The sequence below is a fragment of the Bradyrhizobium sp. AZCC 1588 genome (assembly GCF_036924735.1).
Classification (GTDB): Bacteria; Pseudomonadota; Alphaproteobacteria; order Rhizobiales; family Xanthobacteraceae; genus Bradyrhizobium.
Genome location: NZ_JAZHSC010000001.1, coordinates 6608643 through 6632832, shown reverse-complemented (window position 1 = coordinate 6632832; position 24190 = coordinate 6608643). Strand labels below are relative to the sequence as shown.

Here is a 24190-nt window from a genome sequence, read left to right as displayed (position 1 = left end):
GGACAAGAATAGCTGTACAAGCGGCCAGCGCGGTCAAAGCCATCAAGAGAACCGTCGTAAGCATGGCAAATCTCCAGCCCGATGATTCGCAATTTCTTAAAGTCTGAACTATCCCAGCCGAATCCTTAAGAAAAAGTTAACGCCATGGCTTCTAATGGGCCGTTGCTCAGCTCGGGGATCCGGGCTGAGCCTGCCCGGGGAGCACCTCTGATGCGGCGTAAAAATGTGCATTCGCTTCCTTGTTCTCCTCGATCAATGCGAAGATCGGATCGACTTCAGCCGCGGTCGTAGTCCCTGGGACAACCGCGCCACTCAAACTGCACTCACAAACAGAGAGACCGCCCTTCGGGCGGTCATCTTGTTTCTGGCAAGCTCCTTGCTCTCCGCACAACATCGCCACGTATCGCTGCCAGCGATGTGCCATTGCGGAGCAAACAAATGAACCAGCCCCAATTCGAGACAGCGGATCTACGACATCTTGTTCGCGTTCAGGCCAAGGGACAGGCCATGGCAGAGCGCAAGCGGCTCGCAACGGATGACGCGCTCAGGCGGAGGCGTCAACAAACTGGAGCAATGCTGGTCGATATCAAGAACGCCATCCGCTTGCTTGATCAAAGCATTGACGCTGAACTACAGAAAAGTCCGACGAGAGATCCTCATCACTTTGCATTTCCGATGACGGTGAGAGCTTTGATTGCGCGCCGTGAAAATCTTAAATCGACTATTACGTTGCTTTTGCTTGAGCTCACCAAGAGCGATCCCGAACGCGCAGCAGTATGAGTGCGTCACTCGCAGCCCGATCGAACGAAAAGTCGAGAATGCAGGACCGCCTTCGGGCGGTTTTTTGTTCTTAGTTCCCAGAATTAGCCCGCAGCGGAGGCTTTATCCAGAATGCCACCGTCAAAGTAATAGGGCGCGCGGCAGACACCGCGAAGTTTGCCGGAGCGCATGGCAGAGCTTAACAAGTTTAAGCAGCAAATCCGTGTGGCAGAGGCCGCTCTAAGAGAGAAGACATCGCGGTCAGTAAGGTTGACTGATTAGGTTAAACTGCAAGTCCGATTGCCGCCCGCTGCGGCGACGCCTAATGATCAGCCACCGGACAATTCCCCAAGCGTCCGGGCCCACACCAGCAGGCCGTCAGGCGATCATACTCCGCCTGGCGGCTTCGTCTTGAAGGACGATCGGTGCATCATCTATGGCTGAGAGTGAACTACTTTATCGCTGTCGTGATCGCGATGGCTGGCTGGCTGTTCCTCATCGTCTGGATGGTGAGGCAGTTCATTTGATCGGCCGCAACAAGTATGCCGCAAACAGCAAAGGCGGTCCCCACAAAGCCAGCAAGCCGTAAATTACGAGCTCCACAACGTCCATGCTCATCCCCAATGACATGTCGCTGGCCAAGCTTTGCCTAGATTCGCGCCTGGCGAAAGCGAAACAGTTTGTGCGGCGCACTCTGACGGCGGGCGCTGGTCCGGTTGCCAAGCCTTAAATCAAGTCTTAAATTCAGTGAGAGGATTATGGCTGGTTACAAGACTTTGGAGCGATGCCAAATGCATACGCGATCCAAATGATATGTCAGGCGCCAGCGCGGACGACAGAAGGCGGCCGACCGTCGCGCTCACGCCAAGTACGCCCCATCGACCCGATCCGAAAATCGCCTGGCCTTTCAGGTTGCCGCTGGGATGAAGAAGCGCTGGCCGAACGTCCTCCCCTTTTCCATTTAGCCCCGCTGTTCCTCGCCAAAACGTCAAGATTGCTCGACCGCTGCCTGAAACAAACGGCGGCGTACCTGGTTATTAATAAAAACACAGGGACGCCGAACAATGATCGAGCTGTCAGCAGGGATCCTCGCCCTGATTAGCGTAGGGATCTTCGCCGCCCACGCGCTGGACGCATACCGGACCGACTAGCGCCCGCGGAGAAAGTAAAACGTCGCCTCAGCCGCCGCGGCAGCGGCGGCTTCTCTGCAATTGTTTGGGCCGAAAAGTTCCATAGGTCCGGTTCGACTGCCGACGCCTCCGCTACGGCCGGCGCAACTGCGCGAGAGCCTCGACGACCACCGCCACCAGCGATGCCATGGTGTACGGCTTCGGCAGCCATCCGAGCGGGGCGTAAGGCTTGGCGCGCCCGCGCGTGTACACATCGTCGTGCGCGGTCGCAAAGATGCAGCGAATGGCGAAGTCCTGATAGAGTTGGCGTGCGGCGTCGATACCGTCGCGGCTGCTGGCCAGGCGAATATCCATCACGGCAAGCGTCGGTTGGGCCTCGCTGGCGAGCGCAACGGCTTCCTCGGCGGTCATGGCCGGACCGACAACTTCAAAGCCGGCAGCCGTCAGCGCGACTTCGGATTGCATGGCGATCAGGAAATCATCCTCGACGACAAGAACCCGCAGCGGGCCCTGTTTCCCTTCCATGCGCCAGGTCTCTTCAGCAGGTGGCGACGAATTCCGGTCCGGCTCGGATGGCAACGCAATATGCCCTGCGTTCTGATGGGGCGTCGTCATCGATCACCGGCCTAGCTCTTTGCAGCAGGGAAATCGAGGCACGCCCGCGAAGGGTTTTTCGTGACGTGAAGCGTTCCATGGAGCTGGCGTGCGAGGCCGAGTACGAGCTGGAGTCCGGACGAGGTCTTGCGCACTGCCTCCAGGTCGAACCCTTCGCCGTCATCCTCGACGCAGAGCGCCATCCGTCCGTCCTGGCTGGTCAGGCTGACGCGAACGGCCTGCCTCGCATAGTCCCTGATGCCGTGCTTCACGGCGTTTGTCAGCAGCTCGTTCAATATCAATGCCAGCGGCATCGCCATGTCGTTGGAAAGCGCGCTGCGCGCCGCGCCACACTCAATTCGTGCATCCGGCGGCAGCAACTGCCGGATGGTTTGACAAACCGCCGGCAGAAATTCCTCCGCCGCGAAGCAGGTGGCATCGCTTCGGCCGTACAGCACACGCTGCGCCGCCGCCATGGCCGTGATCCGTGCGCTGGCTTCGTTCAGGACTTTGCGCGCCTCCTCGCTGCGTGCGGTCCTTGCCGTGGAGAAAAGCAGCGACTGCAGCATCTGCATGTTGTTCTTGGTGCGATGATTGAGTTCATCGAGCAAAAGTCGTTGCTGGGTTTCGAGTTGCTGCGCACGGTCTTCGGCGGCGCACCGCTCCTGCTCGGCTTGCTTGCGGGCGCTGATGTCATGCTGAGCCCGCACCGCGTAACGGAAATTTCCCGACGCATCGCAAACGCTTGAGGACGTGACCTCCGCCCAGAAGTATGACCCCTCCCTGCGCGCGAGACGCGTTTCGATGGTGTAGCGGTCGATTTCGCCCGCGATCTGTCGTCTGAACTGCGCGAGATCCTGCGCGACGTCCTGTGGCGAGGTCTCGTCAAAGATGGAGCGGCCGAGCAAGTCGGCCGCTTCTCGTCCCACCAGATCGCAGGCCTTCTGGTTGACGCGCAGCATCCGCCCCGCCTCATCGACCTCGACGATGCCGACGCCGACATGTTCGTAGGAGACAGCCAGCCGGTCTTCGTGCGCCTGCCGCCATTCATCGCGAAGCAGATGAGGCACGTCCAGGAAGGCGGAGCGGCCTGGCTGGGAGAAAGTCTTGGCCGTCCGTCGCTGGAAGTTCATTCCCGCCATCCCTGCCGAAGGGCAATTTTGCGTTGCACGATACTCGGTGTCGGCACATGCAGGGACCAGCACGCACGACCGCCGAGCGCTTGACGTTGGACAAATCCGGCAAGAGAAAATTTGTTCCTAAGCCGTGGCCGGGCGCGGAAATGTCAGTCTTCCGGCGCGCTTCGTTTCCCGCAGGATGGATCGCAATTTGATCGCTAGCACCCGCGGCAGATCCCGGTGAACCTGCTCACCTCCGGCCGCCCCCGCGGCCGAACCGGCGACTTGCGCGGGGCCTTGCGCGCACTAATGATCCGCTGCGAGGCGGTTGGATATGGCGGCGTCACGACACGTGCGCGCGGCGCGTCGACTGAGCCGTAGGAGACGGCCGGCGGCGGGGGGTTGGGGCGGAGCGGTGGCACGTTCGCGGCATTGCCGATGCCGCTGGGATCGGAGAGCGCCCTGGGGTTGGCCGGTCCGAACGGCACGCCCGATATCGGTGAATTGCCGGCGCCCGCCGAGCCGGCTGGCGGCGTCAGTTGTGCGAATGCCTTTACGGGAACGATCAGGCTGAACGCCACGAAGAGAACAAGCGCCGGATTGCAGGACATCGAGGTCTCTCCAGGAGGCTCCCACTCAACGAACATGTAGGGCACGCGTTCCCCAGCTTCCAGGCGAGCCCATTTTCGTGCTGTCCGTCCTGTTACGGAGTAGGCGTCGGCGGGAGAATCAGTCCTAATCAAGGCGCGATTACGTTTTGAGATTCCGGCGGCATGAACCAGCCCGAAGTGCTCGATTCCGATATCCGCGCCCTGCAGCAATGGCTGCGCGCTGCGTGGCAGCAGCTTGGCGATCCCACCCTCACCACCTTCGCCCGGCGCGAGTTGCGCAACCAGATGAAGCAGTGCAGCGCCGACTTGCGGGCGTGCCTGCAAAGGGTGGCTGAACAACAGCCCGACCCGGTCCGGTCACCGGCCTCGCCCTATTCCAGGCCAGAACTGCGAATCCTGTCATGGTGACGGAACAGGAGTAGCTAGCCTGATGACTCTTGGTTAGATCGATTTGGCCGCAGACTTGCTTCCCCTCTCCCGCTTGCGGGAGAGGGGCGCAATCCCTTCGCGGTTTCAATCCGACTTAATCTCAGCCGCTCCGCCTGTGCTCAGCCGGCCCGCCCTGTTGATAACCCGCCAGCCTGTTGGCGAGCATCGAAACAGGCCGGCATCGTGTGCTATCGGCATATCGGCCTGATTAACGACGGACAGAACACATGCGGATTACCCTGGTCGGTTCCCGCCATTTTGGCGTGACGACGTTCAATACCCTACGCCAACATGGCGTCGATATCGTTCGCGTCGTCGTTCACGACGGCGAGGACCGGCTTGCCGCCGCGGCGCGGGCCACCGGGATTGACGTCGTGGTGCAGGCCGATCCGAAGCGCGTGATCGCCTCCGAAATCGCGCCAGGGACCGACCTGATCGTCACCGCACACAGCCATGCCCGCGTTACCAGGGAGGCGCTGGCCACAGCCAAACTCGGCGGCATTGGCTATCACCCCTCGCTGCTGCCCCGGCATCGCGGCATCGCCGCGGTCGAATGGACCGTCAAGGAAGGCGATCCAATCGCTGGCGGTACCATCTACCATCTCGCCGACCGGATGGATGCCGGCGCGATCGCCGCGCAGGAATGGGTGTTCGTCAAAAAAGGGGAAACCGCCCGAGAGCTCTGGGAGCGCGCGCTGGCGCCGCTCGGCCAGAAACTGTTGGCCGATGTCATTTACCACGCCAAAGCCCACGGAAGCCTGCCGGCCACGCCCCAGGATGAGGAATTTGCCACCAAGGCTCCGAGCCTGGCCGACGGCAAGCATTGACCGCTACCATCATACCGCAAAACCCCGCAATTTGCCGCAATCGCGACGAAACTGCGAATTTTTCCGTTCCTCCGCCGGAACCAGATTCACCTTGATGTGTTTGAGATCTCGGGAACTTTCCGCAGTGCTGCGGCGCACCCAAGTTTGGACACATTGTGGCCGGATAAGGCGCGTCATCACACACATCTCGAGGATTTGATCCATGCGCTCCAACCGCATCCGCAACCTGTTGTTTGTTTCGTTTCTTGCTTCCGTCGCGACCTTGGCCGCCGCTCCGGCGTCCGCCCAGAACCCCTATGACGGTCTTTGGCAGGTCACGGTTGTCACAAAAGCGGGCAATTGCGATGCGCAGACTACGTCGACCGTGAATGTCACCGGCGGCAAGATTTCGGGCGGTCCGGTTTCCGGCAGCGTCGGCAGCGGGGGACTTGTGCGAGTCTCGATCAATGGTGCATATGCGAACGGTCAACTCAGTGGCAACTCCGGATCGGGGAAATGGAATGGGGCTTCAGCTGGTGTCGCATGTAGCGGTCGATGGGAAGCGTCCCGTCAGTAAGGCAAGCCAGACTTTTGAACCTTCTGCCAAAGCGCGGCGGCTGACATTCGCAGCCGTCGCTTTTTTTATGACGAGCTTGGCCACCAACACTACGAGCCACGCCCAGTCCAGTACGTTCGCCGGCATGGCCGGCACATGGTCCGGTCCCGGCACGGTGACGCTGGATGACGGTTCGAGCGAGCGGATCCGCTGCCGCTCCACCTACAGGGTGATCGGGGCCAGCATGGAAATGGCCCTCACCTGCGCCAGCGACGCCTACAGGTTCAATCTGCAAGCGGCGGTGGTCTCAGCCGGTGGCGAAGTCAGTGGCACCTGGAGCGAAACCAGCCGGAACATCGGCGGCACCATCCAGGGCCGCGGGGCTGGCGGCAGTTTCCAGGTGATCGCCCAGGCGGCCGGATTCGCCGCCAACATCTCGCTGAAGACCACCGGCAACAAGCAGCAGATCGCCCTGAGGGCCGACAGCGTGTTCCGCGCTGCCAATATTTCGCTGTCGAAGTAGGCCCCGGTCGTCCATCCCCGCCACCTGTCGTCGCCCGCGAAGGCGGGCGATCCAGTACGCCGCGGCTTCTCGATCAGTCACCGACGTCTCTGGAATACTGGGTCGCCCGCCTTCGCGGGCGACGACAGTTCATGGCTTAACTCGTCTTCGGCTTCTCGAGCTTCGCCGCGGTCTCCTTGATCGTCTTGGCGATCAACAACGCCTGCTCCTTGTTGAAGGCAAAATCCTGCACGCCGCGGTGCGTGGTCAACGACAGCACCATGATGTCGGGCTGGTGCTCGGGCCAGCCGGTTGCGAAGGCGGTGACGAAATCTGCAGAGGTCGATCGCGTAGTGGTCATTGGCTCACGGTATCCTTTTGTCTTTTCTGGCGCGCCCGATCAAGCGGACAGCGCCCGTGCGGTGATTGTGATGTCTGGTTACGCCTTGGGCACGAAGGCGGTTACTTCGATTTCGACCTTGGCCCTGACGTCGACCAATCCGTCGATGTAGAGCAGCGTCGACGGCGGGAAATTGCGCCCGAGTGTTTCCTTCCAGGCCGCACCGATGCCGGGGCCTGCGGCTTCGTATTCGCTGCGGCTGGTCAGGTACCAGGTCAGGCGCACGATGTGATCTGGGCCGGCGCCTGCTTCCCCAAGCAGCTTGACGATACGCTTGAGCGCCGTGCCGACCTGCGCGGCCATGTCGGGAGCATAGTCGCCCTTCTCGTCGCCGCCGGTCTGGCCGGCCAGCACGATCCATTTGCCAGGGCCGTCGACCTCAACACCATGCGAGAAGCCGCGGGGTTTCGACCACTCGGCCGGTTGCAAGATGCGCATGCGTAGTTTCCTCCTCAATTCCTGTGGTCATTCCGGGATGCGCGAAGCGCAGACCCGGAATCTCGAGATTCCGGGTTCGATGCTTCGCATCGCCCCGGAATGACGCTCAAAGTTGGCAGGTCTTAGCACTGAACCGGGAGCCGCTCCCACAGCGAAATTGCGAAGCCGTGCATCGCTGCCCCCGCGCATTTGCGCGTTGCAAATTGTGGCGCGCTCGCCGATACCGACCTGCCCTCAACCGATCTCCCCGCGAATGGACCGCACACAATCCAAAACCCTGGCCGCGCTGTGGATGGCCGGCTGGCTGACCCTGATGCTGATCATCGCGATCGCCGGACGCGAGGCGGCGCGCGAGATCAACGTGTTCCAGCTCATGGAGATGCGCTCGATCCTCGGCTTTCTGATGCTGTACCCGCTGATCCGCGCCGGGGGCGGCTTTGGCGCGATGAAGACGAAGCGGCTGCCGCAGCACGTTGCGCGCAACCTCATTCACTACGGCGCGCAGCTCGGCTGGTTCTTTGCGCTCACGCTGATCCCGATCGGTCAGGTGGTGGCGATCGAATTCACCATGCCGATCTGGACCGCGATCCTGGCCGCCACATTTCTCGGCGAGCGCATGACATCCTGGAAGATCGTTGCGATCGTGCTCGGAATCGTCGGCGTCGTGGTCATCGTTCGCCCCGCTGCCAGCGAGATCGATCCGGGGCAGTTGATCGCGCTGGCAGCCGCGGTCGGGTTCGGCGTTTCGGTGGCGATGGTGAAGTCACTCACCCGGACCGAGCAGACGCTCTCGATCATGTTCTGGATGCTGGTGATACAATCTGCGGCTGGTCTTCTCCCCGCGCTCTATGTCTGGACGTGGCCGCCAGCCCATCTCTGGGGCTGGGTGGTGGTGATCGCGTTTTGCGGCACGTTTTCCCACTACTGCATGGCGCGCGCGATGCTGCACGCGGAAGCCACCGTGGTGATCCCGATGGATTTTCTGCGGGTTCCGTTGAGCGCCGCCGCAGGCTGGCTGATCTATTCGGAACGGCTGGATGTATTCACCGTGCTCGGCGCAGCGCTGATCCTCACGGGCAATTTGTTGAACCTGAAACCGAATCCTTCGCCTGCGCGCGTGCAAGGCTGAAATTTATTTCCAGGCTGTGATCTAGATCACGCTACGGCGCGTGTCGCGACGGTAACGGATGGCTCCGGATTTGGCCATTCGGCTGCTTTTTTGTGGTGCGAAGCAGGCGATATTTGTAATGTCCAGCCAGCGTTACAGCCAAAGCCTTTGTCGATTCTGCAGGGGGATTTCATATGCGTTACCCAACCCTCATTTTGTCCATCATTTGTATGGTCTTTGCGGCCGGAACCGCCCAAGCCGAAAAGCGCGTCGCTTTCGTTGTCGGCAACGGCACCTACAAGAACGTCGCACCGCTTCCGAATCCTTCCGTGGACGCAAAGGCGATGGCCGCCGCGCTGCGCAATGTCGGATTCGAGGTGGTCGAAGGCTCCAACCTCACGCGCGACAAGATGACCGAACGTCTGCTCGACTTCGGCAAGAAGGCGCAAGGCGCCGACGTCGCGCTGTTCTTCTATGCCGGTCATGGCATTGCCATCTCCGGCACCAACTATCTGTTGCCGATCGACGCCGACATCAAATCCGAAATGGACGTCAAGCTTGGCGCCGCGATCAACATCGACCTCACCCTCGAGCAGACCATGGGCGATGCCAAGGTCAAGCTGGTGTTCCTCGACGCCTGCCGCGACAACCCGTTCGCAGCCAAGATCAAGTCGAACTCCGCCACCCGCAGCGTCAACGTGCAGACCGGTCTCGCCGAAATGAAGTCCGGCGAAGGCACGCTGATCGCGTTTGCGACCGGCCCGGGCCAGACCGCGCTCGACGGCCAGGAAGGCGGCAACAGCCCGTTCACGCGCGCCCTGCTCGCCAACCTCACCCAGCCCGGCGTCGAGATCCAGCAGGCGATGACCAAGGTCCGCGCCCAGGTCAACGAAGAGACCAACAAGGGTCAGCTCCCCTGGGGGCACACCAACCTGATCGGCGCGGTCTACCTGAACGGCGCGCCCGCGCCCGGCGCCGTGGCGGCTGCCGCGCCGGCGTCGGGCCCAAAGCCGGGCTCCGACGTCGAACTGGAGTTCTGGCGCTCGATCAAGGATTCCAACAAGCCGGAGGAGTTCAACGCCTATCTGACCAGCTATCCTAACGGTCAGTTCCGGTCGCTGGCGCTGTCGCGGATTGCGTCGTTGGAGAGTGGTGCAAAGGATGCAACCCGCAACCTGAGCACGGGTATCGATCCCGCGACCTTCAAGGAAGAAGCAAACCAGACCACTGAGGACCAGATCGGCCTCGATAAAGGCCAGCGCCGCGACGTGCAGCGCCGCCTGACCGGACTCGGTTTCGATACCAAGGTCACCGGGCAGTTCGACGCCCCGACCCGCGGCGTGATCACGCGCTGGCAGGCGGCGCGCGGCTATCCGAAGAGCGGCTACCTCAACAAGTTGCAGCATAAGGCGCTGCTGACGGAGATCGTGGCGGCCGCACCGACCGCGAGTTCCGATGAGGAGCGTCCCGCCCCCAAGCGCCGCGCCCCCAGCACCGTTCAGGCGCAGCCTCAACCGCAGCCGCAGCAGCCCCCGCCGCAGCGCCAGTACAGCAACCCCGGCCCCGATCCGGCCGGTGCCGGACGCTTCATCGGCGGCGTCGTCGGCGGCATGCTGCGCTAACGGCAAGCGACCATCTGCCAGAAAAGGCCCGGGATCATCCCGGGCCTTTTTCATTTTGCAGGTCGCAAATCAATAAACTTAAGAAGAGCGTTCTATTTGCCTGCAGCCTTTCGCAGCGCCTCGTTGATGCGATCCTGCCAACCCGGACCACCCTCCTGAAACCATTCCAGCACATCTTGATCGATCCGCAGCGTGACCTGCTCGCGCACGCCGGGAACGGAGGCTTGTTTGGCGGGTGCTTGCGCCACTTTCGCGGTCGCGCGCTTGAATGCGGCCTCGGCTTCGGTGCGCGCATCGTTCAGGGTTCTCGGCCGCCGCGGCTGGTCCGCCATCGCTAAATTCCTTCAAACAAGGCCGTCGACAAATACCGTTCGGAGAATGACGGCACGACAGCCAGAATGGTCTTGCCGGCGCTCTCGGGACGCTTGCCGATCGCAAGTGCCGCCGCGATCGCAGCGCCCGAGGAGATGCCGCCGGGAATGCCCTCCATGCGCGCCAGCGCACGCGAGATTTCGATCGCGGTCGGGCCGTTGACCCTGACGATCTCATCGATCACGGAGCGATCCAGAATGTCCGGAATGAAGCCGGCGCCGATACCCTGGATCTTGTGTGGCGTATGCTGGCCGCCGCCGAGCACCGGGCTTTCCTCCGGCTCGACGGCAACGATCCGCAAAGACGGCTTGCGCGGTTTCAGCACCTGTCCGACGCCGGTGATGGTGCCGCCGGTGCCGACGCCGGCGACGAAGACATCGATGTTGCCGCCGGTGTCGTTCCAGATTTCTTCCGCCGTGGTGCGGCGGTGAATTTCGGGATTGGCGAGGTTCTTGAACTGCTGCGGCATCACGGCGTTGGGCGTGGTCCGCACCAGTTCCTCAGCGGTTGCGATCGAGCCCCTCATGCCCTGCGCGGCCGGCGTCAGGATGATCTCGGCGCCGAGGAACGCCAGCATCTTGCGCCGCTCGATCGACATCGATTCCGGCATCACAAGCTTGAGCCGGTAGCCGCGTGAAGCCGCGACGAACGCCAGCGCGATGCCGGTATTGCCAGAGGTCGGCTCGATCAGAACGGTATCGGCGTTGATCACGCCGGCTTTTTCCATCGCGATCACCATCGCCGCGCCAATGCGGTCTTTAACGCTCGCGGCGGGATTGAAATATTCCAGCTTGGCCAGGATGGTTGCGCTAACGCCATGCGCCTCCGGGAGTCTGCGCAAACGAACGATCGGCGTGTCGCCGATCGCATCGACGATGGAGTCGAAGACCCGTCCCCGGCCCGGACGTTGCACTGCACTCGCGGCTGACGACGCATCCATCTCGACACTCCCAAAGCGATCATGTGCGGGGAAAAGGCGCTCTCCTACTTAGGAGGCGGCCACATCGATGCGCAAGCCGGAATTGCCGGAACGAAGAATTCGCTGCATTGCAAAACAAGAACTTCGCTAAATATCGCGAAATCAACGCATTTGTGTTGCGACATCGTCAAAGATTTCTGCTTATACTTTGGTTGTGAGCTGGGCCTGAGGTTCAGATCGCATGGAGGTCACGATGCCAGCTATTGCTGAAATCCAGTCGACCCTAGCATCTAGGCCCGATCCGCGCGGCTGCGATTTGCCGACCTGCCCGGTGTGTGCCGACACGATGGTGGCAGCGGAGGCCTCCGCCTACCTGCAGGACAACGTGATCAGCTATCTCTGGACCTGTGACACATGCGGTTACGGCTTCGTGACCAAGCATTCGGTCAAGAGGTTCGCCTGTAATTGACGCCATAGCGTTTTCAAGCGAAGTGGCGTCCGGTTCGCGTGAAGAAAACGCGTCAAATTAAAAATAGATTCTATCTCGGAGCAATGTCACCGCGCGCCCATCCAGCGCGCGTTTGCTTTTGGAAACTCTCGAACGTACCGGCGGTGATCGCGTCGCGCATGCCCTGCATCAGATGCTGGTAATAGGCCACGTTGATTTCCGACAGCAGCATCGCGCCGAGCGTCTCTCCCGACCTCACCAGATGATGCAAATAGGCGCGCGAGATGTTGCGCGCCGAGGGCCACTCGCTCTCCTCGTCGAGCGGGCGTGGATCGTCGGCATGACGGGCGTTACGCAGATTGACCTGGCCGAAGCGGGTGAACGCCATGCCGTGACGCCCGTTCCTTGTCGGCATCACGCAATCGAACATGTCGATGCCGCGCGCCACCGCTTCGACCAAATCCTCGGGCGTGCCGACGCCCATCAGATAGCGCGGGCGATCCGCAGGCAGCGCCGGCGCCGTTTCCTCGATCATCGCCAGCATCACCGCCTGCGGCTCACCCACTGCAAGCCCGCCGATCGCGTAGCCGTGGAAGCCAATCCCGACCAGCTCGCGCGCGCTGATGTGGCGCATCGCGGGGATGTCGCCGCCTTGTACGATGCCGAACAGCATGTAGCCATCAGGCGCGGCCTCGAACGCACGCTTGCTGCGCTCGGCCCAGCGCAGCGACAGCCGCATCGCGCGCTCGATGTCGTCGCGCGAGGCCGGCAGCCGCACGCATTCGTCCATCTGCATCGCGATGTCGGCGCCGAGCAGGCGCTGCACCTCGATCGAACGCTCCGGCGACAGCTCGACCTTGGCGCCGTCGATATGCGAGCGAAACGTCACGGCCTTTTCGCTCACCTTGCGCAGGTCAGATAGCGACATCACCTGGAAGCCGCCGGAGTCGGTCAGCATCGGCCCGTTCCAGCCGGTGAAGGCCTGCAAGCCGCCGAGATCAGCGATCCGCTCGGCGCCCGGCCGCAGCATCAGATGATAGGTGTTGCCGAGCACGATATCGGCGCCCGCATCGCGCACCTCGCGCCAATGCATGCCCTTCATCGCGCCCGCGGTGCCGACCGGCATGAAGGCCGGCGTTTGCACCACGCCATGCGGCGTGGTCAGGCGGCCGGTGCGGGCCTGGCCGTTGGTGGCGAGCAATTCGAAATGATTGGGAAGACTCATGGCGCTGCTTATTGCGTGCCGGGAACGGCCAATCAACCGCCCAGTGGATGAAATCTGACGCTTGGTGCCCAACATGGAAGCACTTGGGCTCCCTTGTTGTTGGATAAAGCTCGGCCCTTTGCCTCAGTTGTTGCGGCGCGATTTCCCGTAAGTAGCGGAGAGACTCGAACTTCACGAAGTTGCCCGCCTGCCTGAAGGAACTCCGTTTCGAACGAAATCTGCCGCAGTACCGACCAATCAAAGCACCCGAGAGGACGCCCCTGGCGAGGATGCGATGAAACTGCAGAAGATCCTTCTCAGCTTCGACGGCCGGATCGGCCGCCGCACCTATTGGCTGGCGATCCTCGCCCTGATCGTCGCGGTGCAGGTCTTGACCTTCGCCCCCTTTCTCCTCGAAAGCGAAGAGGCGGCCGTCCTGATGCTCGCCTTGACCTCGCAATTCATATGGCTCTTAAGCCTGTGGCCGATACTGGCCGTCGGCAGCAAGCGATTGCACGACCGCAACAAGAACGGCTGGTGGCTGCTGGTTTTCTGGCTGCTCCCCTTCGCCCTGTTCTCTGTCGGCCTCAGCATCGCCCTCTTTAACGACCCCAGCACCGGCCGGAGCGGGGATCTCTCGACGGCCTCGATCCTGATTTTTGCGAGCCTTCCGCCCGCGCTATGGGGCATCGTCGAACTCGGCATTCTGCCGGGCACCAAGGGGCCGAACCTGTACGGCGCCGACCCGGCGCAACCGCTGGCTTGAAAACCGCTATCCCGCGCCGGAGCCGTCCTGATCGCTCTTGCACCATAGCCGCTACAACCTATGTCCGAAGTTGGGAATGAAACGGACTCCCAGCCAACGGTTGCGATCTGACGATCCAAGCTAAGGTGACGTTCACGTTTGATCGATTTCGCGTGTGGGCGTGGCACCAAGCGTCAGATTCATCCACCAGTGCGCGGAGCAGGCCCCACGCCGGACACAATTGAGCCGCCCAGAGCGCCCTCAGCTTCTCTTGTTAAACAAAACGATACCGTATAGTTTTATGAACAGGGCACGAAACGCCGCTAGCGATGAGGCCGGCGGCGGATAGTGCGTGTACGGTGACTGACGGCGAATGCCCTCCCCCTCTTTCTTGACTGGATCAATCCTCTCCGGCAGCCGGACCAGGAGGACAGGCTCACGCCTGCTCTGGTCAGCCGTCTTGCTGTGCAGCCTCGCGGCTGCCGCCTGCACGTCCCTGCCGCGGACGCCCTACAGCGCTGCGGATGCCTCTAGCTCCCGTGTGCTCGAACTCGACGGCCTGCGGCGCTACACCGACGATCCCGCCACCAAATTCCGTTTCGAGAAAGAGGCCCCCTCCTCGACCAGGACCTATCTCGCGCTCTCCGGCGGCGGCGCCGATGGCGCCTATGGCGTGGGCGTGTTGAACGGCTGGACCGCAGCTGGCACCCGCCCGGCCTTCTCGGTCGTCTCAGGCGTAAGCACCGGCGGCCTGATTGCGCCTTTCGCGTTTCTCGGGTCCCAATACGACGACACGTTGAGGGAGGTCTACACCAGCGGCATAGCGGAGAGCCTGCTCGCTGATCCCAGCATCGTTCGCGTGCTGTTCGGATCTGGCCTGTTCGGCAATACGCGACTGCGCGAGCTGGTGGCCCGCTATGTCGGGCCGGAGATCCTCGCCGCCGTTGCACGCGAAAATGCCAAGGGCCGAAAACTGCTGGTGGTGACGACCGATCTCGACACCCAACGCACGGTCGTTTGGGACATGGGGAAAATCGCAGCCGTCGGTTCGCCCGAGGCGCTGCGCCTGTTTCGCGACGTGATGGCGGCCTCCGCCAGCATTCCCCTGGTCTTCCCGCCGATCCTGATCGAGGCCGAGGGCCAGGGTCGGCGCTTTGAGGAGATGCATGTCGACGGCGGCGTGACCGCTCCGGTCCTGACGCTGCCGGATGCCCTGCTCTTCCAGGGACGGCTGCCCGGGAACAGCCGGATGAACATCTACATCCTCGTCAACAAGAAGCTCGAGCGAACTTTTGAGCTCGTGTCCAACAGCACGATCGATGTCGCCTCACGCAGCCTGTCGTCGATCACCCAGTCCCAGACGCGCTCGGTCATCTTCTCGACGTACGATTTCGCCAAGCGCAATCGGTGGGGCTTTCATCTGTCCTATATTGAGCGCGCCTATCCCGCCTCGCCCTCAGAGGGGTTCGACACCGCCTATATGCGCGCCCTTTATCGGTATGGCTATGAGAAGGCTGCATCGGGCCGCGCCTGGACCTCGACGCTTCCGTGAGCTGCACAGGAGCGCAACGACGACCTGCCGAGACCGTTGACGATATGGCCAATTCGGCGGGAGGGCATGGGCGAGCAGCCGCGTGACATTTCATCCTCCGTGTCCCGGACGCGCCGCGGCACCATCAGCGCGTTCACGCGCGTCTTCGACGCGCTATGGTGACGCGGCGCAGAGCCGGGACCCATCCCAACATAGTGGGCCCCGGATCAGCAGCGCACCACGCCGCCAAGACGCGGCGCGCTGCGCAGCATCCGGGGAACGGAGAGCGGTTTCGGCCCAGATTCGCGATGACGCCCCTGTTACTGCGCGTTATAGAGCAATGACCACTATCACGACCGCGCAGGAATCGATGGGCATGGGATTGACTGCGACCAAGGCCAGACCGGCAAGACGAGACGTCCCGAAGTCGCGCGGCGGCCGGCCGACGAAGAGCGCAGCCATCGAGCGCGATCAGCGCCTGATCGAAGTTGCCACCCGGCTTTTTTTGGACCGGGGCTACGACGCAACCTCGCTTGATGCGGTTGCGGAAGCGGCTCGGGTCAGCAAGCCCACCGTCTATTCGCGCTACGGCGACAAGCGCGGGCTGTTTGCGGAGGTGCTGAGGCGCGAAATTGACCGTTGGCTTGCGCCGCTTGCCGAAGCGGCGGAGGTGCAGCTCACGCGTTCCTCGGACATTTCGGTCGAGCAGCGCCTGATAGAAGTCGGGCGCGAGATGCTGACGTTCACCTGCGGGCCCGATGCCGTTGCGTTCAGCCGCATGATGACGGCGCAGGCCATCAACTTTCCCGACATTGCCAAACTTGGCAAGGAAGAGGGCTGGTTGAAGGCCGTTTCCACGACCGCGCGCTTCTTTGATCATTTGGTCGCACAGGGCGCTATGGACGTCGAGGATACCGGCATCGCGGCTGAGGTCTTTCTCGACGTCGTCGTCGGTCACACCCACCGCATGGCGACGTTCGGAACGCCGCTGGAGATGAAGTCCGCCGAAAAACGCATGCGCTTGGCGATCAGGCTGTTCCTGGCCGGTGCGCTTGGGCCATCGAGCCGCGTTCAGTCCGTCCCCAAGGGAACCACTAAGGGAACCATTAAGGGAACCATTCGGCGGCGCCCTTCCCGCTGACAATTCCGTGAGAACGGCGTTTCACATGCGTTACTCCAGGGCGGCATCGTTGACCAAAAACAAAACGATACGGTATGGTTTTGTTATAAGCGAGTGCGGGTTTCCGCTTTCACTGGTCCCAGCGGGGGCTCGCGCCGCTTCGATCGCCGCAAGTGGCGGCACCTTTGCGGCGTTCCGCGGCCGGCCCGTATGCCTCCAAAGGGTCGGCCGCGCTTTCTTCGAGGATCCGGCCCATCCGCCGGCAAAGACAGGCTCATCGATGGAGACTGCAACAATGCATGCACCGAGATCCTGGAGACAGTTGCTTGCAGCTATTCTTGTGGCGATCATCCTCCCCGCCCCGGTCTATGCCACCGCGTCGTCGACCGACGAGCCAGCCTCGCTTCGCAATGAGGCCGGCGATGACGCCGCGTCCGACCAGCAGGATGTCAGCCGCCAGCTCACGCTTTTCCGCGGGTCGGCAGTCTCGCTGAGCCAGGCGATGGCCATCGCCGAATCCCTGCATGCCGGCGCGACCACCGCTGATGTCAGCTTCGACGGCGCGCCGGATTCACCAGTCTATCGCGTCAAGACCCTTCACAACGACCGCATCTGGCACCACGCCATCGACGCGACGACTGGCAAGATCGTCGGCGGCGAAGCCGCCCTGCCCCTGAAGGAGTTCGATGCCGAGGACCGCAGCAACCTCGTTGCACTCAAGACGATCCGGCAGCGCCTGGCAGATGCCGTCCGCGTGGCCGAGCACGCGGCGTCGGGCAAGGCCATCAGCGGCGGCCTGATCCGCGAACGCGGCCGGCTGAATTTCGCGATCGTTGTCATGAGTGGCAACGACCTGAAAGCGGTGATCCTCGAGCCTCCTGGCGCCGCAAGGCGGCGATGATGCGGGCTCGTCTGCCCCCGTTGCAGCCCGGATGAGGCTAAAAGCCGTTGACGGCGGAGCCCGTCTGCCGCATAAGTCCGCGCCATGACGACTTCGACCAAAGCGACCACGAAAACCAAAGCACCCTCCGGGGGCTCGGGAGCCGTGCGCGCGTAGTCGAACGATCGCATTATCCGAACCGAAGCCCCGCCTGAAAAGGACCGGGGCTTTTTTATTGCCCGAAGCATTGATGCTCAAACAGAGGATAGACCCGTGAGCCACGAACCCGTTGTAGCCATTGCCGGCGTGACCGGCGCGGTCGGCGCCGAATTCATCGCCACGATGGACAGGCGCAACTTTCCCGTCCGCAAGCTCAAGGCGCTGGCGAGCGCCCGCTCGGCCGGCAAGACCATCGACTTCCGCGGCGAGAGGATCGTGATCGAGGAGCTTACCGAAAAGTCGTTCGAGGGCGTCGACATTGCGCTGTTCTCGGCCGGTGCCGGCACCTCCCGGAAGTTCTCGCCCGCGGCCGTCAAGGCCGGTGCGGTCGTGATCGACAATTCCTCGGCCTTCCGCATGGACCCGAACGTGCCGCTGGTGATCCCGGAGATCAACGCGGGCCGCATCCGCGAGCACAAGGGCATCATCGCTGTTCCAAACTGTTCGGCGATCACGGCACTGGTGCCACTGTGGCCGATCCACAAGGCCAACCGCATCAAGCGCGTCATCCTGTCGACCTATCAGGCGGCGAGCGGCGGTGGTGCCGCCGTGATGCACGAGCTGGTGGAATCGACCCGCGCCTATCTCGACGGCCGGCCGTTCGAACCCAAGGTGATCCAGCACCCCTACGCCTTCAACCTGTTCAGCCACAACACGGCAATCGATCCCGAGACCGGCTACAACGACGAAGAGACCAAGGTGATCAAGGAGACCCGCAAGATCTTCGAGGACGATAGAATCGCGATCGGCGTCACCTGCGTGCGCGTGCCGGTGCTGCGCGCCCATTGCGAAGCCATCACCTTCGAATGCGAAAAGCCGATCGCCGAGGATGAAGTGCGCGCGATCCTGTCGAAGGCGCCGGGCGTTAGAATCGTCGACGACCGGGCAAAGAACTATTTCCCGATGCCGATCGATGCCTCCGGCCAGGATGACGTTCTGGTCGGCCGCATCCGCAAGGATCTCAGCGACGCCTCCGGCCACTCGATCTCGATGTTCGTGTCGGCCGATCAGCTCCTGAAGGGTGCAGCGCTGAACGCGATCCAGATCGCGGAATTGCTGCCGCAGCGTGCGATGGCGTAAGCCGAGACCAGTTCTCCCAGCGATCCCTGATCTAAAAGAAGCTCGGCGTGTTACGCCGAGCCACCATCCGGTCGTATCAGAGCGCGGCTGATACGACGTCGGTCCGAGCGAAGTCTCCGCCCTTGAAGAGGAGGGGCTGGGAGCGCGTTTTCGCCAGCGCATAGGCGGCACAATCAACAATGTTCAACTGAGCCGGGTGGCCCTGCCCCTTGCCGAAAAGTCGAAACGCATCGAAGGCAGCTCTTGCCATTTCATCATCGAATGGCACGACGGCGATCCCCGCCTTCTCCAGCAGTTCGTCAAAAAGATCAACGGCCTCCGACCCCAGCCGCGCAAAGAGAACGACCTTGGTCTCCAGAACGGTCACCGCTGAAATCGACAAAGTATCTGCGCGCAGCATCGCCGCCCGATAACGCGGTCCATCCTGTTCATTCGCAATGGCCGCGATGATCGCGGACGTATCCAGAACCATCAGGAAGGTAACCCGAAGCGATCGTAGCCAATGATCTCGTCCGCCGGACGGGAATCAAGAACGCGCAGGCGGGACGCCTTCTCAAAGAAGGAATCTATTGCGGCTCGTCGGTCGGCCGGAGTTGGCGGCGTAACACGGGATAGCCGCTCCTCAATTGCGCGTTCCAACGCCGTCTCAATATCCTCGCCGGTGACGCGAGCAAGGCGCTGGGCGAGTTCATCAACCTTCGCGGAACGGATGTTCATGGGCAGCCCGATATTCATTGCAGGGGCAGCAAAGATACCACTATTGGAGAGCTCGGTCACTCTTGCTGCGCGAAATTGTAGCGCCGTAGAGCGCCCTGTCTCCTCGGTCACGCGCTGACATAGACTATCGCGGCAGCTCAGCCCCGTTGATCGCCCGTCACGCGCCAGATCACGTTGCCGACATCGTCGGCCACCAGCAACGAGCCGTCGGGACCGAGCGTCACGCCGACCGGTCGTCCGTAAGAGACCTTCTCATCGGCTGCGAGAAAGCCCGTCAGAATATCCCGCGGCGGACCGGAGGGGCGGCCGTTTTCGAACGGCACGAACACGACGGCGTAGCCGCTCAGCGTGCTGCGATTCCAGGAGCCGTGCTGGCCGACCACCATGCCGTCCGGAAAGCCAGGCAGCGTGCCTGATGGCATCCAGCACAGGCCGAGCGAGGCGGTGTGGCCGCCAAGCGCATAGTCGGGTTGAATCGCCTTGGCGACCATGGCCGGATCCTGCGGCACGCGGTCGTCCACCGTCTGACCCCAGTAGCAATAGGGCCAGCCGTAGAAGCCGCCGTCGCGGACTGAAGTCAGATAGTCCGGCGGTGTTTCGTCGCCGAGGCCGTCGCGCTCGTTGACGACGGTCCAGAGCACGCCCGTGTTGGGCTCCCAGGCGAGGCCTACGGGGTTGCGCAGGCCGCTGGCGAAGATACGGCTCGCGCCATTAGCCAGATCGAGCTCATAGATCGCCGCGCGGCCTTGCTCGACCTCCATCCCGCTCTCGGCGATGTTGCTGAGCGAGCCGACGCCGGCGTAGAGCTTTTTGCCATCCGCGCTCGGCAGCAGGCTTCGTGTCCAGTGCCCGCCGGGCTTGAACGTCACGAGCTTCCGTCCCTCGGCGGTGATGCGGTCCGCGCCAGCCGCATAGGGAAAGGCCACCACGCCGTCCGTGTTGCCGACATAGAAGGTGTCGCCAACCAGCGCCATGCCGAACGGCTGGCTCAGCCCCTCCATGAAAATTCCGCGCCCTTCGGCAACGCCGTCACCATCGCGATCGTGCAACAGGGTGATGCGGTCGGCGCTGACACCGAGCGCCGCGGCACGCCGCATCGTGGCCTGCATCGCATAGTGGAACACGCTCCTGGGCGGTCCCGCGATCTGGGTGGCTTCTGCGATGAGCACGTCGCCATTGGGCAGCACGTTGATCCAGCGTGGATGGTCCAGGCCGGTCGCAAACGCGTTGACCTTGAGCCCGGGCGCCGCGATCGGCTTCTGCCCGTCGCTCCAGCCTTGGGCCGTCGGCATCTTGAGCGTCGGGATCGCCCCTTGCGGCTGCGCCGCCGGAATTGCCGGCGCGCTGCCCCAGGCCGCTTTGGGCGCGGATCCCTGCAGACGGCGCCACAGCAGCGCCGCGGCGCCGATCAGCGCGACTATTCGCGCGAAAATGCCGGAAAAGTTCATGCAAGGCCCCTGTTGTTCACCGCGCACCGATGTGCCGAGGCGGTAGTTATACGATCTTGGCGGCAACCGCCGAATCAAAGAGACAGGCGTTGGCGCTTTATTGTCAGAGCGCTTCCTCCCTGAACCTTTGCCCGCCCAATTGGCGGGCCTCTTTTTCAAGCGAAGACGCCCGGCTTCGCCTCAATCCGGCGCGCGAAACAGCAAGCAAGCATCGCCATAGGAATAGAACCGGTAGCCGGCTGCGATCGCATGCGCATAGGCGCGCTTCATTGTGTCCAGACCGGAGAACGCCGACACCAGCATGAACAGCGTCGAGCGCGGCAGGTGGAAATTGGTCATGAGGATATCGACCGCGCGAAAGCGGTAGCCCGGCGTGATGAAGATCGAGGTCTCGCCGTCGAACGGCTGAACGGTGCCGTCTTCGCGCGTGGCGCTCTCCAATAGCCGTAGCGACGTGGTGCCGACAGCAATGATGCGCCCGCCCTGCGCGCGCGCGGCATTCAACGCGGCAGCGGTATCAACCGAGATCGATCCCCACTCGGCGTGCATCCTGTGCTCGGAGGTCTCGTCCACCTTCACGGGCAGGAAGGTCCCTGCCCCGACATGCAGTGTTATCCGATGCAATTCGACGCCGTGGCGGCGCAGCGCCGTCTCGAGCTCAGGCGTGAAATGCAGTCCCGCCGTCGGCGCCGCGACCGCCCCTTCATTTGCGGCGAACATCGTCTGATAGTCGGCGGCATCGCGATCGTCGGGCGTGCGTTTTGAGGCGATATAGGGCGGCAGCGGCGGCGTGCCGAGATCGGCGATGGCCTGATCCAGCGCCGGACCGTGAAACGAAAACGACAGCGTGACCTCGCCCTCTTCGCCCTTGGCCTCGACTTCGGCGTCGAGATGGCCGAGCAGGCAGACCTTGCCCTCGTTGCCGAAGCGAACGATGTCGCCGGGCGCGAGCTTCTTCGCCGGCCTAACCAGCGCGCGCCAGCGCGACCCGTCCAGCCGCTTGATCAACGTCGCCTCGATCTTCGGCTCGGTCTCGCGGCCGATGCGCCGGCCCTTGAGTTGGGCGGAGATCACCTTGGTGTCGTTGACGACGAGTTGGTCGCCGGACTCCAGCCATTGCGTCAACTCGGCGACGGTTCGGTCGCGCAGCACCCCATCGGGCTGCACCACCAGCATCCGCGCAGCATCGCGCGGGCTCGCGGGCCGCAGCGCGACGCTGGCGGCGGGCAGTTCGAAGTCGAAGAGATCGGTGCGCATCTTTTTGCAAATCATTCCGGAGGCCGCGCAAAGCGCGGCAATCCGGAATCCAGAGATTGTGAGCTCGAGATTCCGGGTTCACGCTTCGCGCGCCCCGGAATGACGGCATCAGATCAAGCCGCGTCCAGCGCCATGTGCGCTTTCACGATCTTGTCCGGGTTCTGCACCGGCTCGCCGCGCTTGATCTTGTCGACGTTCTCCATGCCGGACGTCACCTTGCCCCAGACCGTGTACTGGCCGTTGAGGAAGGAGGCGTCATCGAAGCAGATGAAGAACTGGCTGTCGCCGGAATCCGGGTTCGCGGCGCGAGCCATCGAGACGGTGCCGCGCACATGCGGTTCCTTGTTGAACTCGGCCTTCAGCTTGTTGCCGGAACCGCCGGTGCCGGTGCCGTGCGGGCAGCCGGTCTGCGCCATGAAGCCCTCGATGACGCGATGGAACACGATGCCGTCGTAAAATCCCTCACGCACCAGCTTCTTGATCTGAGCGACGTGGCCAGGTGCGAGGTCGGGACGCATTTCGATGGTGACGGGGCCCTGGGTGGTTTCAAGGATCAAAGTATTTTCGGTATCAGCCATGCGTTTTTCTCTTCCGGTTTGGGTGGACGTTTGCGGGTTCTAAATTGGACCGCGAAAGGCCGGCCGGCGACCGCACCGCCCAGTCCCTCGGTAAATGGCAACGGCGTGCAGCGTTGCAATGTCTCCATCACGGCAATTCGGTACGCGACCCTGTCGTTATCGCTGGCGCGTTCCGATTCGTAGGTGATCCTGGGTTGACCCAGAATGGCGCCCTCGCGGTTGAAGCTGACGACGACCGTGATGTCCATCGGATTGGCGCGCGAGTAAGGCGGCGGCCGCCAGCAGGAATACAGTTTGGCGAATACGTCCTTGAGGGTGTCGAGCTGCTGCGGTTGAGCCTCCGCATGCGCACCCGATGCAAGCCACAGCAGGACGGCGGCAAACCAGACGTATGGCTTGCTGCGGCCCGCCGTCATGGCCTCACTTAACGTCGGATGCGACTTGCACCTTCACCATCTTGTCGGGATCGACGACCGGTTCGCCGCGCTTGATCTTGTCGACGACGTCCATGCCCGACACCACTTCGCCGATCACGGTGTATTTGCCGTTCAGCGACGCGCCTTCCGCGAACATGATGAAGAACTGCGAATTCGCCGAATTGGGATCGCTCGTTCGCGCCATGCCGACGATGCCGCGCTTGTATGGCACGTTGGAGAACTCGGCCGGCAGGTTCGGGTGTTTCGAGCCGCCGGTGCCGTTGAAATTCTTGCCGTCGCCGGTCTGCGCCATGAAGCCTTCGATCACGCGGTGAAACGGCACGTTGTTGTAGTAGCCCTCGCGCGCGAGCAGCTTGATGCGCTCGGCATGCTGGGGCGCGATGTCGTTGCGCAGCTTGATCACGATGCGGCCCTTGGTGGTGTCGATCACGATCGCATTCGCCTTGTCGAGATTGGCCGGCAGCGGCTGGGCGATTGCGGGAGCCACAAGGAACAGCGCGGCGAGAACGGCGAGAATTCGGATCATGAAAGCTCCGGTCATGTGGAAACAGGAAAGCGCGTACGAACGCGTCAACCCGCGAACTTGGCCTTCAGCCTCGCGGCAATCTGGGGCGGCACGAAGGCGGAGAAGTCGCCGCCCATGCCGGCGATCTGGCGAACCAGCGTGGCGGTGATCGGGCGGACCGCAGGCGACGCCGGGACGAACACGGTGTGCACTTCTGGCGCCATCACCTCGTTCATGCCGGCAAGCTGCATTTCGTAGTCCATATCGGTTCCGTCGCGCAGGCCGCGAATCATAATGGTTGCGCCGACCTGCCGCGCCGCAGCTACAGTGAGGTTGTCGTAGGTGGTGCAGTCGAAAGCGCAGCCGGCCTTTTGCGCAATCGGCTCACATACCGCCCGAACCATCTCGAGCCGCTCCTCGGTCGAAAACAGCGGATTTTTTTTGCCGGAATGGACGCCGATGGCGACAATCAGGCGGTCGCACAGCGTCACGGCGTGCCGCAGGACGTCCAGATGGCCGTTGGTGATGGGATCAAATGAGCCGGGATAGAGCGCGATACGGGACATATTCCCCTCCTACCCCGCCCCGGGCGGCCCGGCAAGCCGGGTTAGGTTCCCTTCGGGTCCGGGTTTCTACTTCGAGTCGGCCAATGAACCA

Annotated in this window: 29 protein-coding genes; 13 read left to right on the top strand and 16 right to left on the bottom strand. The window is 62.6% G+C overall.

The annotated features are described in order from the left end of the window. Nucleotides 1-438: 438 nt before the first annotated feature. Complete coding sequence (locus tag V1277_RS30885; protein ID WP_334419497.1) at nt 439-780, top strand: hypothetical protein; 342 nt, start codon at nt 439-441, stop codon at nt 778-780. Nucleotides 781-2021: 1241 nt separating this feature from the next. Here the strand turns inward: V1277_RS30885 and V1277_RS30880 are convergent. From V1277_RS30880 to V1277_RS30870, 3 genes are all read right to left on the bottom strand, one after another. Further along, complete coding sequence (locus V1277_RS30880) at nt 2022-2414, bottom strand: response regulator (RefSeq protein ID WP_334419496.1); 393 nt, start codon at nt 2412-2414, stop codon at nt 2022-2024. A gap of 101 nt (nt 2415-2515) precedes the next feature. After that, on the bottom strand, nt 2516-3616 hold the full coding sequence (locus tag V1277_RS30875) for a sensor histidine kinase (RefSeq protein ID WP_334419495.1): 1101 nt from the start codon (nt 3614-3616) through the stop codon (nt 2516-2518). A gap of 203 nt (nt 3617-3819) precedes the next feature. Beyond that, nucleotides 3820-4212, bottom strand: coding sequence for a hypothetical protein (locus V1277_RS30870; protein ID WP_334419494.1), 393 nt, complete (start codon nt 4210-4212; stop codon nt 3820-3822). 162 nt (nt 4213-4374) lie between these two features. Here V1277_RS30870 and V1277_RS30865 point away from each other — a divergent pair, with 162 nt between their 5' ends. From V1277_RS30865 to V1277_RS30850, 4 genes are all read left to right on the top strand, one after another. Then, on the top strand, nt 4375-4620 hold the full coding sequence (locus tag V1277_RS30865; RefSeq protein WP_334419493.1) for a hypothetical protein: 246 nt from the start codon (nt 4375-4377) through the stop codon (nt 4618-4620). A 248-nt stretch (nt 4621-4868) separates the two neighbouring features. After that, nucleotides 4869-5468 carry a formyltransferase family protein gene (locus V1277_RS30860; protein ID WP_334419492.1) on the top strand — a complete coding sequence of 200 codons (600 nt, stop codon included), beginning with the start codon at nt 4869-4871 and terminating at the stop codon, nt 5466-5468. Nucleotides 5469-5670: 202 nt separating this feature from the next. After that, nucleotides 5671-6024, top strand: a complete 354-nt coding sequence (locus V1277_RS30855; RefSeq protein ID WP_334375275.1) for a hypothetical protein — start codon at nt 5671-5673, stop codon at nt 6022-6024. A 67-nt stretch (nt 6025-6091) separates the two neighbouring features. Then, nucleotides 6092-6526: a hypothetical protein gene (locus V1277_RS30850; protein WP_334419491.1), complete on the top strand. Its 435-nt coding sequence runs from the start codon at nt 6092-6094 to the stop codon at nt 6524-6526. A 136-nt stretch (nt 6527-6662) separates the two neighbouring features. Here V1277_RS30850 and V1277_RS30845 read toward each other — a convergent pair whose 3' ends face one another. Continuing rightward, nucleotides 6663-6866, bottom strand: a complete 204-nt coding sequence (locus V1277_RS30845; RefSeq protein ID WP_065747310.1) for a hypothetical protein — start codon at nt 6864-6866, stop codon at nt 6663-6665. Nucleotides 6867-6944: 78 nt separating this feature from the next. Further along, complete coding sequence (locus V1277_RS30840) at nt 6945-7343, bottom strand: RidA family protein (RefSeq protein ID WP_334419490.1); 399 nt, start codon at nt 7341-7343, stop codon at nt 6945-6947. Between the two features lie 253 nt (nt 7344-7596). Between V1277_RS30840 and V1277_RS30835 the strand changes: the two genes are divergently transcribed. Together V1277_RS30835 and V1277_RS30830 are read left to right on the top strand one after the other, a co-directional pair. Continuing rightward, nucleotides 7597-8472 carry a DMT family transporter gene (locus V1277_RS30835; RefSeq protein WP_334419489.1) on the top strand — a complete coding sequence of 292 codons (876 nt, stop codon included), beginning with the start codon at nt 7597-7599 and terminating at the stop codon, nt 8470-8472. Between the two features lie 173 nt (nt 8473-8645). Further along, nucleotides 8646-10073: a caspase family protein gene (locus tag V1277_RS30830; RefSeq protein WP_334419488.1), complete on the top strand. Its 1428-nt coding sequence runs from the start codon at nt 8646-8648 to the stop codon at nt 10071-10073. 92 nt (nt 10074-10165) lie between these two features. On the opposite strand, the gene V1277_RS30825 is transcribed toward V1277_RS30830, so the two are convergent. Together V1277_RS30825 and cysK are read right to left on the bottom strand one after the other, a co-directional pair. Next, complete coding sequence (locus tag V1277_RS30825; RefSeq protein WP_334375272.1) at nt 10166-10405, bottom strand: BrnA antitoxin family protein; 240 nt, start codon at nt 10403-10405, stop codon at nt 10166-10168. Nucleotides 10406-10407: 2 nt separating this feature from the next. Continuing rightward, nucleotides 10408-11385 carry a cysteine synthase A gene (gene cysK / locus V1277_RS30820; RefSeq protein WP_334419487.1) on the bottom strand — a complete coding sequence of 326 codons (978 nt, stop codon included), beginning with the start codon at nt 11383-11385 and terminating at the stop codon, nt 10408-10410. Nucleotides 11386-11617: 232 nt separating this feature from the next. Here cysK and V1277_RS30815 point away from each other — a divergent pair, with 232 nt between their 5' ends. Next, nucleotides 11618-11833, top strand: a complete 216-nt coding sequence (locus V1277_RS30815) for a hypothetical protein (protein ID WP_334375270.1) — start codon at nt 11618-11620, stop codon at nt 11831-11833. A 70-nt stretch (nt 11834-11903) separates the two neighbouring features. On the opposite strand, the gene tgt is transcribed toward V1277_RS30815, so the two are convergent. Continuing rightward, entirely contained in the window at nt 11904-13037 is a 1134-nt protein-coding gene (gene tgt, locus V1277_RS30810; RefSeq protein WP_334419486.1) for a tRNA guanosine(34) transglycosylase Tgt, read from the bottom strand. Nucleotides 13038-13311: 274 nt separating this feature from the next. On the opposite strand from tgt, the gene V1277_RS30805 reads away from it, so the two are divergent. The 5 genes from V1277_RS30805 to V1277_RS30785 all read left to right on the top strand — a co-directional run bounded on the left by V1277_RS30805 (nt 13312) and on the right by V1277_RS30785 (nt 18591). Continuing rightward, on the top strand, nt 13312-13782 hold the full coding sequence (locus V1277_RS30805) for a DUF805 domain-containing protein (RefSeq protein WP_334419485.1): 471 nt from the start codon (nt 13312-13314) through the stop codon (nt 13780-13782). 439 nt (nt 13783-14221) lie between these two features. Further along, on the top strand, nt 14222-15313 hold the full coding sequence (locus V1277_RS30800) for a patatin-like phospholipase family protein (protein ID WP_334419484.1): 1092 nt from the start codon (nt 14222-14224) through the stop codon (nt 15311-15313). Between the two features lie 355 nt (nt 15314-15668). Further along, a complete protein-coding gene (locus tag V1277_RS30795) occupies nt 15669-16433 on the top strand; it encodes a TetR/AcrR family transcriptional regulator (RefSeq protein WP_334420499.1) in 765 nt (254 codons plus the stop codon). Between the two features lie 274 nt (nt 16434-16707). Further along, nucleotides 16708-17313 carry a PepSY domain-containing protein gene (locus tag V1277_RS30790; RefSeq protein WP_334419483.1) on the top strand — a complete coding sequence of 202 codons (606 nt, stop codon included), beginning with the start codon at nt 16708-16710 and terminating at the stop codon, nt 17311-17313. Between the two features lie 252 nt (nt 17314-17565). Next, nucleotides 17566-18591 (top strand): aspartate-semialdehyde dehydrogenase, encoded by a 1026-nt coding sequence (locus V1277_RS30785; RefSeq protein ID WP_334419482.1) that lies wholly within the window; start codon nt 17566-17568, stop codon nt 18589-18591. Between the two features lie 76 nt (nt 18592-18667). Here V1277_RS30785 and V1277_RS30780 read toward each other — a convergent pair whose 3' ends face one another. The 8 genes from V1277_RS30780 to coaD all read right to left on the bottom strand — a co-directional run bounded on the left by V1277_RS30780 (nt 18668) and on the right by coaD (nt 24099). After that, entirely contained in the window at nt 18668-19063 is a 396-nt protein-coding gene (locus tag V1277_RS30780) for a type II toxin-antitoxin system VapC family toxin (RefSeq protein WP_334419481.1), read from the bottom strand. Further along, nucleotides 19063-19368 carry a type II toxin-antitoxin system VapB family antitoxin gene (locus tag V1277_RS30775; protein ID WP_334419480.1) on the bottom strand — a complete coding sequence of 102 codons (306 nt, stop codon included), beginning with the start codon at nt 19366-19368 and terminating at the stop codon, nt 19063-19065. The genes V1277_RS30780 and V1277_RS30775 overlap by 1 nt, the downstream gene beginning before the upstream one ends. Nucleotides 19369-19445: 77 nt before the next feature. Further along, a complete protein-coding gene (locus tag V1277_RS30770) occupies nt 19446-20756 on the bottom strand; it encodes a PQQ-dependent sugar dehydrogenase (RefSeq protein WP_334419478.1) in 1311 nt (436 codons plus the stop codon). A gap of 180 nt (nt 20757-20936) precedes the next feature. Continuing rightward, complete coding sequence (gene queA, locus V1277_RS30765) at nt 20937-22013, bottom strand: tRNA preQ1(34) S-adenosylmethionine ribosyltransferase-isomerase QueA (protein ID WP_334419477.1); 1077 nt, start codon at nt 22011-22013, stop codon at nt 20937-20939. Nucleotides 22014-22126: 113 nt separating this feature from the next. Further along, on the bottom strand, nt 22127-22591 hold the full coding sequence (locus V1277_RS30760; protein WP_334375257.1) for a peptidylprolyl isomerase: 465 nt from the start codon (nt 22589-22591) through the stop codon (nt 22127-22129). Then, entirely contained in the window at nt 22567-23007 is a 441-nt protein-coding gene (locus V1277_RS30755; protein WP_334419476.1) for a hypothetical protein, read from the bottom strand. The genes V1277_RS30760 and V1277_RS30755 overlap by 25 nt, the downstream gene beginning before the upstream one ends. A gap of 4 nt (nt 23008-23011) precedes the next feature. Then, on the bottom strand, nt 23012-23554 hold the full coding sequence (locus V1277_RS30750) for a peptidylprolyl isomerase (RefSeq protein ID WP_334419475.1): 543 nt from the start codon (nt 23552-23554) through the stop codon (nt 23012-23014). Nucleotides 23555-23598: 44 nt separating this feature from the next. Continuing rightward, nucleotides 23599-24099 carry a pantetheine-phosphate adenylyltransferase gene (gene coaD / locus V1277_RS30745; RefSeq protein WP_334375253.1) on the bottom strand — a complete coding sequence of 167 codons (501 nt, stop codon included), beginning with the start codon at nt 24097-24099 and terminating at the stop codon, nt 23599-23601. Nucleotides 24100-24190: the final 91 nt, after the last annotated feature.